Raw genomic sequence first — 14,929 nt, 5'->3', positions numbered from 1 at the left:
GGACGCGAGAACCGTTACGCGGCTGCAGGTTCCGCGTGAACATGAGCAAACGTGCTTACGTGACCGGGTGTTACCGCTGGTGCATCGTCGTGGGGTGGGTTGTCCGCGTGTGCGTTGACCCGGCGCCCACGGTGGTGCGCCAGTGCTTTTCGGCGGCGCGGAGGATGTCGTTGCCGAGTTGTTCGAGGAATCGGCCCGCGGCGGCGAGCCGGCTTCCGACAGCGGTGTCTGTTCCGAAGATGTCGGCGCCGCGCAGGGCGGTGGTGGCGAATCGCTGGTTCGCGCGGACGCCGACCACCGCGGAGCGAAGGCCCGCGTTCTCGTCGAGGAAGTACCGGTGGCGCCGGCTCTGGCCGTCGCGGTCGCGGCGGATCAGCCCGTGCTGGTGCAGCAGGCCGACCGCGTGCGAGATGGTCGCCGCGCTGACCCGCAGGTGCTGGGCCAGTTCGGCGGCGGTACGGCTGCCGGTGTCGGAGGTGAACAAACAGGCCATCACCCCGGCGGCGGTGCGCGGCATGCCGGTCTCGATGAGTGCCGTGGTGAGGTCGGTCATGAACGCGGCCGCCGCGTCGGGGTCGGGACCGCTGTGCTCGCTGGCCCGTTGCGCGGCTGCCGGCGGGCGGGGGCTGCGCCGGGCGCGGTGGGTGGTGGCGAGTTGGGCCAGGTCCGCTCGGTAGCGGCCCGGCCCGCCGTTGCGCGCGACCTCCCGGCTCACCGTGGAGGTGGGACGACCCAACTGGTGGGCGATCCCGGCGTAGTCCAGGCCCCGCGCCAAGCCTGCGGCGATCTGCCGGCGGTCGGCGCTGGTCAGCCTGCGTCCTGGCATCCGGCCGGCCCCTCCTCTTCGGTCGTTCTCGGGCGCCAGTATGCGAGCCAGTCGTCAACCGTTGCAACGGCGGTCTCGGGTGTGCATTAGCCGGCATTGTCATTGCAATCGCCGATCACGGTTGTGAACAGCGGAAACAGTGCGAATCCTGGAGAGGTTTCGTTGACCGGTGTTTCGCGCTCTGCCTAACGTTCGGATCCGACAGCGGATGAGGGGTGACCGCGTTTCGGTCACCTGATGAGGAGCGATGAATGCGAGTCAAGGGCATCACCTACGACACCGGCTTCACTCCCGGTGGGCGGAGTTCGCGGCCTGTCTTCGACGCCGACGCGGTGCGGCGGGAGATCCGTGTCATCGCCGACGATCTGCACTGCGATGCCGTGCGGATCACCGGCGGCGACCCCGAGCGGCTGGCGGTCGCCGCCGGACACGCAGCCGACGCCGGGCTGGAGGTCTGGTACTCCCCGTTCCCCTGCGAACTGTCCGCATCCGAGCTGCTGCCGTACTTCGCTGACTGCGCGGACCGCGCCCAGAAGGTAGGAGCGGAGGTCTTCGTCGCCGGCTGCGAGCTGAGCCTGTTCGCCGCCGGTTTCCTCCCCGGAGACGACAGCCTCGCCAGGATCAAGGCCCTGACCAACGGCGACCCCGACGCACTGGCCCGACTCGCCGAACTCCCCGCCCGGTTGGACGCCGTGCTCGCCGACACCGCGGCGACGGTGCGCGAACGGTTCCACGGCAAAGTCACCTACGCCGCCGGAACATGGGAACAGATCGACTGGGCGCCCTTCGACATCGTGAGCGTCGACGCCTACGGCGACACCAGCGACGCCTTCCGCCAGGGCGTGCGGGAATACCTCCGGCACGGCAAACCACTCGCGGCGACCGAGTTCGGCTGCTGCACCTACCGAGGCGCGGCCGAACGCGGCGGCCTCGGCTGGGCCATCGTCGACCACGAAGCCGACCCGCCCCGCCTCGACGGCGACTACACCCGCGACGAGGACGAACAGGCCCGCTACCTGCGTGAGATGTTGGCAGTTTTCGACGAGGAAGGCGTGGACACCGCCTTCTGGTTCACCTTCGCCGGCTACGAGTACCCGCACCGCACGGACCCGCGCTTCGACCTCGACATGGCCTCCTACGGGGTATGCAAACTCATGCCCGACGGCAGCCTCGCCCCCAAACAGTCCTTCCACGCCATGGCCAAGGCATACCAATGACACGCCGCAGAAACTGAAGGGTGGCCCCGATGCTGGCGACCGGTCACTTGAGCTGCTCGGCCAGCGCGACGAGGATGCCTGCGGGGCCGCGGAGGTAGCAGAGCCGGTAGCTGTTCTCGTACCGCACCAGCTCGCCGAGGAGTTCGGCTCCGTGTGGCCGCAAGCGATCGAGGATGTCGTCCATGTCCTCGACGGCGAACATGATGCGATGGGCGCCCAGCGTGTTCACCGGAGCGCGCGGGTCGCCGACTGGGCTCGACGGCGTGTGGTACTTGGTCAGCTCGAGCCGTCCGTGGCCGTCCGGGGTGCGCATCATCGCGATGTCCGATCGGACTCCCCCGAGCCCGACGAGGCGATCCACCGCGCTGCCCTCGACTGTCGCCTCGCCCTCCAGCACCAGTCCGAGTTCGGCGAAGAACGCCTTGGCAGCCGCGAGGTCGTCGACGACGATGGCGACGTTGTCCATCCGCTGGACCGTCCCGCGCCCAGGACCTCGCTGGTCGGTTTCGTTCATGATGATCTCCTGGTGTTCCTTCTGTCTCTGCATGAGCTCCTCGCAGCCTCCCGCACTCCGACTCATTCGTCCTGCGGTTACGGGTTCTCGCCCGCCGTCAGCCATCATCTGGCCAGGCTGGAGGCCGAGACCGGCGCCAGGCTCGTCCAGCGGGTCGGCCGGGGTATCCGGCTCACCCCGGAGGGCGAGCACCTGGCCCGGCGCGCCACCGAGATCGTCGGCCGGGTCGACTCCGCCGCCGCGGTACTGTCCGCGATGGTGGGCCTGCGCACCGGCCGCGTCCGGGTCGCCGGCTTCCAGTCGGCGCTCGCCGCGCTGGTGCCGCACGCCGCTGGCACCCTGCGCCGCGAGCACCCCGGCATCGAACTGCACCTGATCGAGGCCCACCCGCGCGTGGCACTCGATCTGCTGCGAGCCGGGCAGGTCGACGTCGCGGTCGTCTTCCGCAATCGCGACTCCGCCTGGATCGCGGGCTGCGAGAACTGCCGCCGCGGGTTCCTCGAGGCCTGCGACAAGGCGGGCTTCGTCCCGCCCATCGCGGACACGAGCGACGACATCATCGTCAAGCAGGCACTGGTCGCCGCGGGCATGGGCGTGACCACCATGCCGGGGCTGGCACTGCGCACCCACCGCGTGCCCGGAATCGAGGCCTTGGGCAAGGAAGATCCACCGGCGCCGCGCGCGATCGTGTACCACATAAGGTCCGGCCGACGCACCACAGCAGGATCCGTGGTTCCACGCTAGCCGTTCCGTCCCGCTCATGCCCAGGACGCCCAGTTATTGTCCCATTGTCTGTCGGGGCGAATCAAAGCGAGGGTGATAACAAGGCTACTGCTTACGTGTAGCGCCGCAGCCGACGGGATCAAACCTCTTCACAGACGTTGCCGAATACGAAAGTTCACCTTCGAAGGGGGATCCCTTCCAGGGACTGGCAGCTGTAGAGGCGGCCGGTGGGGTTTCCATTACCGAGCCGGCGGAGAGCACACACCACATCAGCGTAAGAGTGCATTGCTGGACCACGACGGTCGCCCGCTTCGCGGCAGAAGAGGGTGTCTGAGGCCGGCACCGTGCAGGTCTCAGCCGTCGTGGTCGAGGATGCGCAGGTCCGGTGGTACGAGAGTGGTGCTCTCCATCAGTTCGCGGATGAGGTTGTGGTTCAGCGTGTTCCCGATGGGCTCACCGACCTCTTCACGGGTCAGGCCGGACACACCGTTGCCGCTCAACCGGTTCCGCACCTCGGCGACGACACGCTCGACCTTCTTGTGGTTCCAGTCGTCGGCGGGCCGGATCTCGTTGAGGTGTTCCGCGACCTGACGCCAGGACAGGGGAATCGGGTGCCGCTCGTGCAGGAGGTACCGCTGGGCGAGCACGACGACCACGCGCTTCTCCACGGAGGTGAGGTGCCAGGTGCGTGGAGGCCTGGTCGGCGCGTGGTGGTCGGCCGGTGGTCGGTTGCCGTCCCTTGGTTGCACGTGCACTTCGAGCAGGTGCAGTCGTTCGTGGGAACCGCGGACGAACAGCGGGGTGTACCCCGTCCGCAACGGGATCGGCTCGTCCTGGCGGAACAACAGGCGGGATTCGGGCAGCCGCAACGGCAGGCGACCCAGGGTGCTGATCCACCACTGGTCACCGCAACAGGTGAGCGCCCCGTGCTCCCTGCTGATGCGCAGGTCGTCCTCGCCGACGCAGACGTGCACATCCGGTCTGCTCCGTCCGAAGAGGATAGTCCGCCCCTCCTTTGAGCCGACGGTGATGCCGCCGGTCGCAGCCAGCACGTGCAGCGTGCCGGGTGCGACGCTGACGGGGACTCCGAGGGCTAAGCTGTGGTGGTTCGCCGGGAGCTCGTTCAGCCGTTGTCCTGGCATGTCCGCCTCCTGGCGCCTCGTGTGAGCAGCATGCCCGCCAGCCTGTCCGGGACCGGCGGGAGGGTTCCCGCGTCACCGTGGTGGGAAGAAGGCGGTGGCCAACCGGGTCGCGAGCTGGCACCGCTCGTCCGGCGACAGGCTCTTGCCGATAACAGTGGTTTCCAACACCTCGTCCTTGTCATAGCCGTATGCGTCCACGTAGGTGAGGTTGTGCGTTTCGATCTCGCATGTGTCGTCGCCAGGTGCGTCTCCGGGATAGCCGATCACGGAATACCGGCCGTCGATCACCACCTCCGTCGCACCGGACTTGACCAACGGCCTCGCCCGGGTGAAGCGCAGCCGGTAAACGATCCCGTCGGCAATACTGGTCCAGGTGCACGTCCAGCCTCCGAAGCCGACCTCCGGGTTCTCGCGGTCGATCCCGGGCCGGTTGGGGAACGACGGCGAGTCCTTGGCCCTGCAGGCGTCCTCCCAGCTGAAGGAGTTCAGCTGCAACGTCGGGTTGTCGGGCCGGCGTTCCGGAATCGGTCCTTTGGTGATCACCGCGTCGGCGCTCCGGACGGCGACGTCGGTCATCGCGCACGCGTCGGCGTCGATCGCGTTGGCTCTGGTCACCTCGATCCGGATCTCGTAGCCGTCGGGCAACAGCAGCCGGCGCCTGCAGGACCCCTCACCCGCCGGTTCGGTCACGAGCCGGTACCGGCCCTTGTCCTGTGCCTGCACGGGCGACTGCTCGCCGGGAGTGCTGTCGATCAACGCCCGTAGGTTCGCCTCCTTCCCGCCCTTCTTGACGATGACGTTGCACTGGTTGAACCCGGAATCGTCCGAGACCAGGTTGGGATTGCCGAACGGCTCCAGAGCCGCGTCACGGATCAGCGAGCACGGATCGGCGGTGCGCCCGTCGGGACCGAGCACAGGCCCCGTCGGTGTCCCTGGCTCATCGAAGAACAGGATGCAGGTCGCCACCACTGCCACGACCGCGACCAGCGCTCCGGCAGTCACGAGAAGCCTGCGGCGCCCAGCGAACCTCGGGCGGTCTGCGCGCCGGGTCGTCTGCACGCCGGCGATGTCCGCGAGGATCTCGTGCGCCTCGGCCGCGGTGGGACGTTGTCCGGCGTCGACCCGCAGCATTCGCTCCAGTACCGGCGCGAGCGGGCCGCTCCTGCGCGGCGTGGCGATGGCGCCGTTGGCGGCTCGTCGAAGGCGCAGCCGCATGTCGTCGGTCGTCGACCCGACTGGTGACTCGCCCTCCACCACGGCGAACAGTGTGGATGCCAGCGAGAACACGTCGGACGCCGCCGTCGGCGCGGCACCGTTGGCCACCTCCGGCGCCACGTACCCCGGTGACCCGGTGAGGAGCCCAGGGCCGGTCACGGTCGCGTCACCCGCGGCGTCACGGGAGATGCCGAAGTCGGCGAGTTTCACCTCGTCGTCGGAGATCATGAGGACGTTGCCGGGCTTGATGTCGCGGTGCAGGATGCCCTTCGCGTGCACCGCCGCGAGCGCGTCGGCGATCTGCGCGCCCAGCTTCGCCGCCTGCCGAGGTGCGACGACGTCCAGCTCGGCCATGCTCCGCGCCGGTACGTACTCCATGATCAGCCAGCACTCGCCATTGTCGTCGAGCACGTCGTAGATCGTCACAACATGCCGGTGGTTCAGCTGGGCGAGCAGCTTCGCCTCGCGCTCCAACTGCCGGAACCGCTGCGGGTCCCCGTCCCCGGACAGGGCTCGCTTCAGCGCGACCGGCCTGCCGAGGCGTTCGTCGGTGGCCCGCCACACGACTCCGCCGCCCCCGGAGCCGATCTGTTCTTCCAGCCGGTACCTGTTGGCCACGACTCGCTCCGTCTGCACGATTCGCTCTCCCTCGTCGCGTCGTATCCGGTCGGACGAGCCGCTTTTCCGGGCTTTCGCAGGGAAATCCTCCCGGACCGTCGCGGCATGCTGGCGGGTAGCTCGTTCCCGGAGAGGAGAAACGTGGTGGGACATGCCCACGAGCGCGATGACCTCCACGGCAGTGGTGCGCCCCGGCCGCCGTCTCTCGCCACCCGTCCTGTCTACCGAAAGTGAGCAGACGGTTCAACGCGAACCAGGCTTTGTCGGGGCCGGTCACGGAGTGGCACCGGGTGTGGAGGTCGCGATTCCCTAAGCGCGGCAACGGTGCGTGCTGACACTGCTCCTGAGGTACGCCAGTCGGGTGGTGGTGTTCGACCGGTTCGTCGATGCGCTGTGGGACGACGACCGGATGCCGCGAACGGCGCGCAACGTGTTGCAGCAGGCCGTATCGGGTCTGTGGCAGATCGCGCACTGGTCGCGCAGTCCCGCGGTGAGGGAAGGGCGTCGGTACTGCGCCGTGCACTGGGACTGTGGCGGGGTGAGCCGCTGGAGGACGTGAACGCTCCCTGCGTCGCCTCGATCAAACAGGCGTTGACCGAGGAGTGCTTGGCAGTACTGGAAGAACGCCCGGACTTGGAGGCGCGGGCGGGACGCGGAACCGGTCCCGGAATTGCGAGTTCTGGCCGCCTGCTACCCGCAGCGCGAGCGGCTGCACGGGCTGCTGATGGCGGCCCTGTGCCGCCGGGAGTCGCACCGCCGCGTGGGGCGCAGCGTACCTACCGCTGCGCCCCACGCACCCCCCTTTTCTCGGCAGGCTCTTCTCGTTGTCGAGGGTCAGGAGTAGACGCGGACCCAGTCGACCTCGAACACCGCCGGACGCAGACCGCTACTACCGGTGAAGTTGTCGAGTTGGATGTTGAGGTGCCCCGACGGCATGGTCTGGATGTTCTGCCGCCCGTTCGGGCCGCCACCGCCGGAGACGCGGAACCATTCGACGCCGTCCACGTAGCCGACCACCGCGGAAGGGGTCCATTCGAAGGCGAAATTGTGCCACTGGCGCATGTCCACCGGACAGCGTTCGCGGTACTCCTGTTGGACGCCGACGTTCGAGGGGTGCGGGTAGTGCAGGAACGCCGACAGGCACTGGGCGTCGGGATCGGTGTACTCGACCCAGTCGTACTCGCCGTCCTGGGGCCACCGCTCGGAGGTCGGCCAGATCAGGTGCAGCGGGTGGTACCGGCCGCCCGAGGCGCCGGTGTTCTGCGAACGCGACCGGATCTCCCAACGGCCGTATTGCCTGTCGAGCCGGTGCTTGAGCCACCCCGTGTCGCCGTTCGCCTCACCGGTCATCTTCATGATCCCGTTCGCCACCAAGGCGTTCTTCGCGCAGCGCCGACCGTTGCCGTTGTGCCCCTCCCAACAACCCGCCGTCCCGCCGACAGTGCCGCTGGGCACCGACCATTTCGCCGGATCGACCGGACCGGTGTTGCCGAACTCGTCGGAACTCGGCAGCGGCGCACCCCAGCCGTGCCGAACGGCGGCCTGCGTCTGGTCGGTGGGCGGGACCGTGGGGCTGGAGTCCACGCGGTAGTCGCACGCGGTCGCCCGGAAGCTCGCACCAGTGGCGGCGTAATCGTGGTCGGAGACCACGTTCGCCCGCACCGCGCCGGGCGGGACGGTGAACTCGCTCGCGACACGGGTCCACCCACCGGCCGCGAACGACACCCACGCGCCGGGGACGTTCCCGAGGTACCCGCTGTTGTCACCCTCGGGCGTGGAGTACCAGTCGACCTCTACGCGGGCACGTCCGCTCTGCTCGGCCGCGACGTCGTAGGCGAAGGTCCACACCTCACCGCTCACGACGTGCTGCTGCGGCAGGTAGAACGACGGGTTCAGCACGGAGTTGTTCTTCTGCGCGTAGGCGAACCTCGCCGACTGGTGGTCGACGACGGCCTCGCGGACCGCACTCGCCCCGCGCAGCGATCCCCACTCGGCGAGCGTCTTGTTCAGCACCGGGTTGTTGCACGTCGAGACGTCCGTGCCCGCCCCGGTCGGCGGCTGCGCGATCGCCACACCGGCCACCACCAGCGCGGCCACCGCGCTGAGGGCACCCGCACCGGCGAGCCATCTCCTTCGGTACAGCATCATGGGTCCTTCCTTCTGTTCGTCGCACAAGTCGACAGGAAAAGTCGCGCACCGCGAGGAAACCGGTGCCGACCGCACCCGGACAGCGCTCACCGCTGCACCGGGAGATCTGACGGACGAGTGGGGGATGCCGACTTGTGGGGTATCCCCCACTCAGGGTCCGCCTTTCTTACTGTCAGTCGGCGTGCAGAGTTTGCTGTGGTTCGAGAACTCGACGTCGATCAGCCGTGGACGCCCGTTGCCCGGTTGTCCCAATTGAGAAGATTGGAGTAGTAGGCGCACGAGAGTATTTCCACGGTGTTGCCGGGAGGCACTTCATCGAGCGCGCCGCCGTCAGAACAGCCTTGGTTGTTCCACACCGAAGAGGCTTTGCGCGCGAAGTCGTATTCCCACAGGTTGTTCCAGTACTCATCCCGGAACTGCAAACGCCTGCCCGCCCCGTTCAGACCGTCGTAGAGGCACAACCAGCCGCTCGGACAGGACGTGGCCTGGGCGGTCCGGGCCGCCTGGTCGCTCGCGCGGTCGTATCCGAGGAAGGCGTCAGCTTCTGCGTGGGTGGTGAAGCAACGGACTTCCGGCGTCAGAACGACACAGCTCTGGGCGTTTCCACAGCCTTTCGAGAGGTCGATCGACCTGCCGTCGAACCGCGCGTTCTGCGGTCCCGCGCCACGTCGGGTGTCGGCGGGCGCGGCTGACGCGAATACCGTCCTCAAAACAAGAGGCACGCAGAGGACAGCCAGCAGTCGGACAAGGAAACGTGGAAATCCTTCTTTGCCATGAGGATCCTTCCTTGATCAGTGCGAAGTCAGGTTTCTCGTCCACGTCGACGACGCCGTCGCCCGACGATTGACAAAACATCGCCAGACCGTGGTCGACGTGTGGATGGGGAACCCGCGTTGGTTTATCCGGTACCTTTCGACAGCTCCAGCAGGGACGTTCGACGCTAACGGTTCGCCGCCGGGACCGTTCCCGGCCGCCGGGCGTAGATGGGCCGGACGGATGTTTTGGCCCGCGAAGCTGGCGGTGAGATCGTTCACCCGTCCTCAGCTCGACATGACAGGACATTCAGTCGCCGTCGACATGATCGATCCACGCGGCAGATCTGGAACACGTTCTCTCGGTGGATCACCTGCCGTCGATGGTCCACCAACTGGCAACGTGGTGATCTCGCAACAGGTGGCAAACGGCACCCCTCGCATCTACGCCTTCGCAACAGCCAAGGGCGGCAGCGGGATCGAGGAAGGGCGGAGTGTGCCAGCCTCGCGAGCCGCGGGATCGGGTGCGGTCGGACCTCACGAACACAAGCCTCCCCACCGAACAGGGTGCGGTCGGTTGTCGCGGGGAAACGCGGTCGCATCCGACCGACAAAACCACGTGATTATGTCCGCGAGTTGACCGCACTTGTTTGTGGATTCTGAACGCACATGTTGATCATCTGTCGTGATCAATGTCGTTGAATTTCGACCGCACCCATGGTTCCTCGCGATCAAGTCTGGCCGCTACTCGGCGCACCCTCCAGGTCGTTCGTCCTCAGCTGGGCGCTCCACCCGTGACTTGCCTCGTTGCGGGACCACCGCGTTGCCAGTGGTGGGTCACCGACAGCAGCGCAGAAGTGGAACAGGTTATCGCGCTGTCGATTGGCGAGGGCTGCGTTCTCGAACGCTCGATAAGCGGCATGACAGTGCGTTGTCGGCGATGGTGTTCGCGAACAACGTTGTCGATCACGATGTGCGCGTCTGGAGGGAACCGCCGCATCCTTCTGCCGTGTCGGGTACGAATGGTTCATGAACAGGTTGAGGTCTGGCGAGGCGCTCACGGCGATGCGAGACCGTTGTTCGGGCCGCTGCCCGGCGTCCGCCTCGGTGACACGCTTGCCTACGAGTTCCAACTGCCGGACAGCTTCGTGCCATGGCCCGGTCGGACGCTGCTGGAACGCGTGTTCGTGTTGCTCGACCTCGGGGTGAGCATGTCCATTCCCGCCTGGCGGTCCACCCGTGGAACCGACCGCGCCCAGGCCGGACCGACCACCTGGTATGTGGACCTCGTGCACGTCTCGACCACGCGGGACTCGATCACCGTCCGGGACCTCTACGCCGATGTCCTGGTACCCACTGACGGCCGCCACCAGCGGTTGCTCGATCTCGACGAGTTCGCCGACGCGATCGAAGCAGGAGAACTCGACATAGCCACCGCCGTTGACGGACTGCGGCGCTGGCAACACTTCCTCGACCAGCACCTGCACGCCGCCCGCGACCCCAGCCCGACATGGACCGACTTCCCGCCCCAGCGGCTGCGCGACCTGGCGGCGCTCCCCAGCCCACTGGGACCGATCGTCACCGCACCAGGCTGACCTCAGACCACCATCCCCCCGCCTGTACGATCCATCCGCACATCGGCATGAGCGTGCGTTGTATTGGCCACCTGCGCGCACAACGCGAACCGGCCCGCCTCCTCGATGAGCCGCACCTTGCGCAGGCCGGGGGCCGTGATCACCTTGACGAGCCCGCCCGGCTGGTACTCGTACCAGATCGGGGTGGTCAGCGGGGCACGTTCCGGCTCGGCCGTGACGCTCAGGATTCCGACATACGGTTCTGCGAGGAAGGCCTCTCGTTCCTCTCGGGTCATCGGACGCACAACCGACACACTAAGCCTCGCCGACCGTGACAAACCCTTCTGCCGTAGGCAGATCACCGAGCGGAAGGGGAACGCAGCGGTCAGACGGGTTGCTGCGCAACGGTCCTGGCCGGGTGATGATGGGTTCATGGGACGACCAGCACAGGCCCGGGTGGTGGGGCTCATCGCGGGGCAGGGAACGGGTGACATCAACCAGACGGCGACGCGGTTCGCGGTGCACGCCACAGATCTCGGTGTGATGTGGCGAGACAGCAGGGGCCGTGTCGCTATGGCGTTCGGCGACACCTACGGCGTTGGGTGGGGCGGCCAGGGTGCCGGCCCGGAAACGGCGGACTGGCGCTTCAACACCCTCGCCCACTCGGTGGACCCGACGCTGTCCGACGGGCTTCGCATCGACTCGATGATCACCGACCGGCCGGGGCACGCCGCGCAGATCCTGGCCGGCGACCCGAGCGTGCCCGAGGTGACCGTGATCCCCACTGCCGCGATCTCCTCGCGCGACCGCGACTACATCCACTACATGTCCGTGCGGGAATGGGGCACCGGTGGGCAGTGGACGACCAACTACGCGGGTCTGGCAGTCTCCACCGACGGCGGAAAGACCTGGACCAAGCCGAGCACCGCACGATGGCCGAACCAGGGCGTCGGCAGCGGCTTCCAACTCGGTGCGATGGCACGCCACGACGGCCACGTCTACCTGTTCGGCACCCCCAACGGGCGACTCGGCGATGCCAGGGTGGCCAGGGTGACCGAGACGGCCGTCGGTCGGCTGACCGCGTACAGGTACTGGACCGGGACCACCTGGGAGGACGAGGCGGCGATCGACAACGCCGCGCCGGTCATGAACGGCCCCGTCGGCGAGCTGTCGGTCCAGTACAACACCGTGACCCGCCAGTGGGTCGCGCTGTACCTGGACGAGCACCGCGCGGCCATCGTGCTGCGCACCGCACCCCGGCCGACCGGACCGTGGACCACCGGACAGGTCGTCGCGGACGGCACTCAACATCCCGGTCTGTACGGCGCGTTCCTGCACCCGGACAGCGCCAACAGCTCGGTACTGCACTTCGCGATGTCACGCTGGGACCCCTACCACGTGCGACTGATGGCGCTGCCGCTCACGTGACCGCGCCAGAACCCCGACTCCGATGGCAGGAATCCATACCGCCGACACTTGGGCCGCCTACGACACCGCCCGACCGATTCAAGTCCGGGCGCGCGGCTCTTGGCCGGGCGCGTGATGTTGGTCAACGTCAGTTCTCGCGCGACGGTGACGGGGTCATGCTGTTGCGGTGAACCGCTATCTGCTCGACAACCGTCGCCCGGAAGCGGGCGAAAGGTTCGCAGCGCTCGCCGAACTGTTCGATCCATGGACGTTTCGCCACCTCGACGACATAGGGCTTGGCGAAGGATGGCGGTGTTGGGAGGTCGGTGCCGGCGGCGTCTCGGTACCGCACGGCCTGGCACAGCGCGTGGGATCCAGCGGCCGGGTGCTGGCCACCGACATCGACGTGTCGTGGACCGAGCCCGCGGCAGGCGGTGTACTGGAAGTACGTCGGCACGACGTGACAAGCGACCCGCCGCCAGCGGAGACCTTCGACCTGGTCCACGCCCGACTGGTGCTGGTCCACCTGAAGGATCGCGCGGCCGCGCTGCGGGTCATGATCGACGCGCTGCGGCCTGGCGGATGGCTGGTGATCGAGGATGCGGACCCCTCGCTGCAGCCGCTCGCCTGTCCGGACGAGCGCGGCCCCGCCGAGGAGCTGGCGAACCGGCTGCGCACCCACATCCGCACGCTGCTGGCCGAACGCGGCGCGGACCTCGCGTACGGTCGCACGCTGCCCAGGCTGCTGCGTGAGTCGGACCTGGAGGACGTCAGCGCGGAGGCCTACTTCCCGATCGGATCACGCGCCTGCACCATCCTGGAGGCGGCCACGATCCAGCACGTCCGCGACCAGCTGCTGGCCGCGGAACTGGCTACCCCCGAGGAGATCGAGACACACCTCGCGAACCTCGCCAGCGGCGACCTACACCTCATGCTCGCACCGATGATCACCGCATGGGGCCGCAAACCGACCTGACTCTCCAATCCATCATCAGGACCGTGATGTGCACACTCCTCGGCGTGCGTCGCGGCAGCTACTTGTGGAGCGTCCGAGCGGCTTCGTCGGCTGGAGTCCGCCAAACTGGCGGTCGAGCTGAAAAGATTGTCGGCGTGAAGAAGAAGATGTGGTTGCTCTCGGGCGTGGCCGTGTTCGTGATCGCCGTGGTCGTGGTTCTCGTCGTCGTGCTCACGAACGGACCGGATACCAGCACACCGGAGGGCACGGCCGAGGCTGCTGTCGACGCGTTCGCCGACAAGGACGCTGAGGCGCTCGCCGCCGTTTTGTGTTCCGATGCCTCAAATCCACTCGACCAGGTCGCCCCTTCCCCGCTGGTGGGTGCCGAACTGGGTACCGTCCGCCTCGATGGCGGCGACAAGGCGGTCGGCGAGGTCACCGTGACCTACACCGACTCGACCAGTCAGACCGAGATAGGTTTGATCAGGGAGAACGGCGAGTGGTGCCTCGCCTGGTTCGGTGGCTGAACAGAGCGCGCTTTCAGACGCCAGCCTTGCCGCGTGAGGGCGTCATTGCCAATTCGCGCCACGCCGGTTTCTTTCAGATCGTTGAATCAGTCGGCTATTCGCGTGGAAGGCGATCACTGCTACAGAATGGGAGTCATCATGATGAGGAATCTTGTGACCGGTGGTCGAAGACCGGCGACGTCGCTGGTGGCGGCTCTTGTCGTTTTCTCCGGCGCGCTGACGGGGATCGCGCAGGCCTCCCCGGTTGGGCCGGTGGATCTCGGTACGTTGCCCGGCGACGACGACAGTAGGGTCCTGGCGGTCAATGACGCGGGGGAGATGGTGGGGCTGTCGTTGGCAGGCCCCACTCCGCGGCGCAGTCGTCCGGTTCGCTGGGACGCCGACGGGCAGATCATGGCGCTGCCGACGCCAGGCGGCAGCGAGGGGCAGGTGCGAGACATCAACAATCACGGGGTTTCCGCCGGCTACGTGCTGACCCCGACCGCCGCCGTGCCGACCCGCTGGGACGCCCAGGGCCAGCCGACCACGCTGCAGATTCCACCCGGCTACCACAACGCCACGGCGTGGGCGATCAGCGACACCGGCGTCGTCGTCGGAAACTGGTCGACGCCGGACAACGAGTATCACGCCTTCCGCTGGGACCCGGACGGCCAGGCCACCGACCTGGGCGTGCTGCCCGGCGACACCTGGAGCATGGTCGAGGACATCTCCAGCGACGGCAGCATCATCGTGGGCCTCGCCAACCGCGCCGGGGCGAACCACGCCGTGCGGTGGGTGAACGGCGGGCCGATCACCGATCTGGCGCCACAAAGTTGGAGCAGCGGGACCATCAAGATCAACGAACACGGTGTGGCCGGTGGAACGATGAACGAGACCATGAGTGGTCCCACCATCCCGGTGACCTGGGATCTGGACGGCACGATACGCAGGCTGGAATGGCCCAGCCCTCATTCGGTCTGGCTCTCACAGATCGGCCCTACCGGCTACGTGGTCGGTTTCGGCTACCTCAACGCCCCTGCCCGATCGGCGGTGCTCTGGGACCCCGACGGCAACCTCACCGTCCTGCCCGACGACGGCCGTGGCGCCAACGTCGGAGGGGTCGACGCACACGGCACCGTGGTGGGCAGTCTCCGGAGTCAAGCGACCGTCTGGTACCGAAACGGGGAGCGCAGGCAACTCGGCATGCTGCCCGGCGGCAACCGCAGCGACGCCTACCTGATCACCGAGAGCGGCCGTGTCATCGGTGACGCCACCACCGCTGCCGGGAAATCCCACGCGGTGTACTGGACACTCGACTAACGCCTCGACAAC

Annotated in this window: 15 protein-coding genes and 1 pseudogene; 9 read left to right on the top strand and 7 right to left on the bottom strand. The window is 67.6% G+C overall.

Annotated features, from left to right (window positions below):
• Positions 1-70 precede the first annotated feature (70 nt).
• The gene (locus VF106_RS20700) at positions 71-826 is read right to left on the bottom strand and encodes a helix-turn-helix domain-containing protein (protein ID WP_330841409.1); all 756 of its coding nucleotides are present in this window, start codon (positions 824-826) and stop codon (positions 71-73) included.
• A 251-nt stretch (positions 827-1,077) separates the two neighbouring features.
• On the opposite strand from VF106_RS20700, the gene VF106_RS20695 reads away from it, so the two are divergent.
• The gene (locus VF106_RS20695; protein ID WP_330841408.1) at positions 1,078-2,043 is read left to right on the top strand and encodes a glycoside hydrolase family 113 protein; all 966 of its coding nucleotides are present in this window, start codon (positions 1,078-1,080) and stop codon (positions 2,041-2,043) included.
• A gap of 43 nt (positions 2,044-2,086) precedes the next feature.
• On the opposite strand, the gene VF106_RS20690 is transcribed toward VF106_RS20695, so the two are convergent.
• Positions 2,087-2,557: a VOC family protein gene (locus VF106_RS20690; protein WP_330841407.1), complete on the bottom strand. Its 471-nt coding sequence runs from the start codon at positions 2,555-2,557 to the stop codon at positions 2,087-2,089.
• Between the two features lie 12 nt (positions 2,558-2,569).
• On the opposite strand from VF106_RS20690, the gene VF106_RS20685 reads away from it, so the two are divergent.
• On the top strand, positions 2,570-3,301 hold the full coding sequence (locus VF106_RS20685; RefSeq protein ID WP_330841406.1) for a LysR family transcriptional regulator: 732 nt from the start codon (positions 2,570-2,572) through the stop codon (positions 3,299-3,301).
• Between the two features lie 332 nt (positions 3,302-3,633).
• Here the strand turns inward: VF106_RS20685 and VF106_RS20680 are convergent, their stop codons facing one another.
• Both VF106_RS20680 and VF106_RS20675 read right to left on the bottom strand, forming a co-directional pair.
• Positions 3,634-4,254 (bottom strand): FHA domain-containing protein, encoded by a 621-nt coding sequence (locus VF106_RS20680; RefSeq protein WP_330841405.1) that lies wholly within the window; start codon positions 4,252-4,254, stop codon positions 3,634-3,636.
• Positions 4,255-4,494: 240 nt separating this feature from the next.
• Entirely contained in the window at positions 4,495-6,273 is a 1,779-nt protein-coding gene (locus VF106_RS20675; protein WP_330841404.1) for a serine/threonine-protein kinase, read from the bottom strand.
• A gap of 310 nt (positions 6,274-6,583) precedes the next feature.
• On the opposite strand from VF106_RS20675, the gene VF106_RS20670 reads away from it, so the two are divergent.
• Both VF106_RS20670 and VF106_RS50940 read left to right on the top strand, forming a co-directional pair.
• Positions 6,584-6,814, top strand: a complete 231-nt coding sequence (locus VF106_RS20670) for a hypothetical protein (RefSeq protein WP_330841403.1) — start codon at positions 6,584-6,586, stop codon at positions 6,812-6,814.
• Positions 6,712-7,099, top strand: a pseudogene (locus VF106_RS50940) (AfsR/SARP family transcriptional regulator). The gene VF106_RS20670 and the pseudogene VF106_RS50940 overlap by 103 nt, the downstream one beginning before the upstream one ends.
• Here the strand turns inward: VF106_RS50940 and VF106_RS20665 are convergent.
• Both VF106_RS20665 and VF106_RS20660 read right to left on the bottom strand, forming a co-directional pair.
• On the bottom strand, positions 7,090-8,403 hold the full coding sequence (locus VF106_RS20665; protein ID WP_330841402.1) for a glycoside hydrolase family 16 protein: 1,314 nt from the start codon (positions 8,401-8,403) through the stop codon (positions 7,090-7,092). The pseudogene VF106_RS50940 and the gene VF106_RS20665 sit on opposite strands and share 10 nt — an antisense overlap.
• A 218-nt stretch (positions 8,404-8,621) precedes the next feature.
• Entirely contained in the window at positions 8,622-9,125 is a 504-nt protein-coding gene (locus VF106_RS20660) for a peptidase inhibitor family I36 protein (RefSeq protein ID WP_330841401.1), read from the bottom strand.
• Positions 9,126-10,231: 1,106 nt separating this feature from the next.
• On the opposite strand from VF106_RS20660, the gene VF106_RS20655 reads away from it, so the two are divergent.
• Positions 10,232-10,750, top strand: coding sequence for a DUF402 domain-containing protein (locus tag VF106_RS20655; protein ID WP_330841400.1), 519 nt, complete (start codon positions 10,232-10,234; stop codon positions 10,748-10,750).
• A 2-nt stretch (positions 10,751-10,752) separates the two neighbouring features.
• Here VF106_RS20655 and VF106_RS20650 read toward each other — a convergent pair whose 3' ends face one another.
• The gene (locus VF106_RS20650) at positions 10,753-11,025 is read right to left on the bottom strand and encodes a pyridoxamine 5'-phosphate oxidase family protein (RefSeq protein ID WP_414639035.1); all 273 of its coding nucleotides are present in this window, start codon (positions 11,023-11,025) and stop codon (positions 10,753-10,755) included.
• Between the two features lie 136 nt (positions 11,026-11,161).
• Between VF106_RS20650 and VF106_RS20645 the strand changes: the two genes are divergently transcribed.
• The 4 genes from VF106_RS20645 to VF106_RS20630 all read left to right on the top strand — a co-directional run bounded on the left by VF106_RS20645 (position 11,162) and on the right by VF106_RS20630 (position 14,917).
• A complete protein-coding gene (locus VF106_RS20645; protein ID WP_330841399.1) occupies positions 11,162-12,157 on the top strand; it encodes a glycoside hydrolase family 183 protein in 996 nt (331 codons plus the stop codon).
• A 166-nt stretch (positions 12,158-12,323) separates the two neighbouring features.
• Complete coding sequence (locus VF106_RS20640) at positions 12,324-13,112, top strand: methyltransferase domain-containing protein (RefSeq protein ID WP_330841398.1); 789 nt, start codon at positions 12,324-12,326, stop codon at positions 13,110-13,112.
• Complete coding sequence (locus tag VF106_RS20635) at positions 13,091-13,618, top strand: Rv0361 family membrane protein (RefSeq protein ID WP_330841397.1); 528 nt, start codon at positions 13,091-13,093, stop codon at positions 13,616-13,618. The genes VF106_RS20640 and VF106_RS20635 overlap by 22 nt, the downstream gene beginning before the upstream one ends.
• 138 nt (positions 13,619-13,756) lie before the next feature.
• The gene (locus tag VF106_RS20630) at positions 13,757-14,917 is read left to right on the top strand and encodes an HAF repeat-containing protein (protein ID WP_330841396.1); all 1,161 of its coding nucleotides are present in this window, start codon (positions 13,757-13,759) and stop codon (positions 14,915-14,917) included.
• The last annotated feature ends 12 nt before the right edge of the window (positions 14,918-14,929 follow it).

The sequence above is a fragment of the Actinophytocola sp. genome (assembly GCF_036378875.1).
Taxonomy (GTDB): domain Bacteria; phylum Actinomycetota; class Actinomycetes; order Mycobacteriales; family Pseudonocardiaceae; genus Actinophytocola.
The sequence above is the reverse complement of the archived record's forward strand: the minus strand, read 5'-3'. Positions and strand labels throughout refer to the sequence as shown.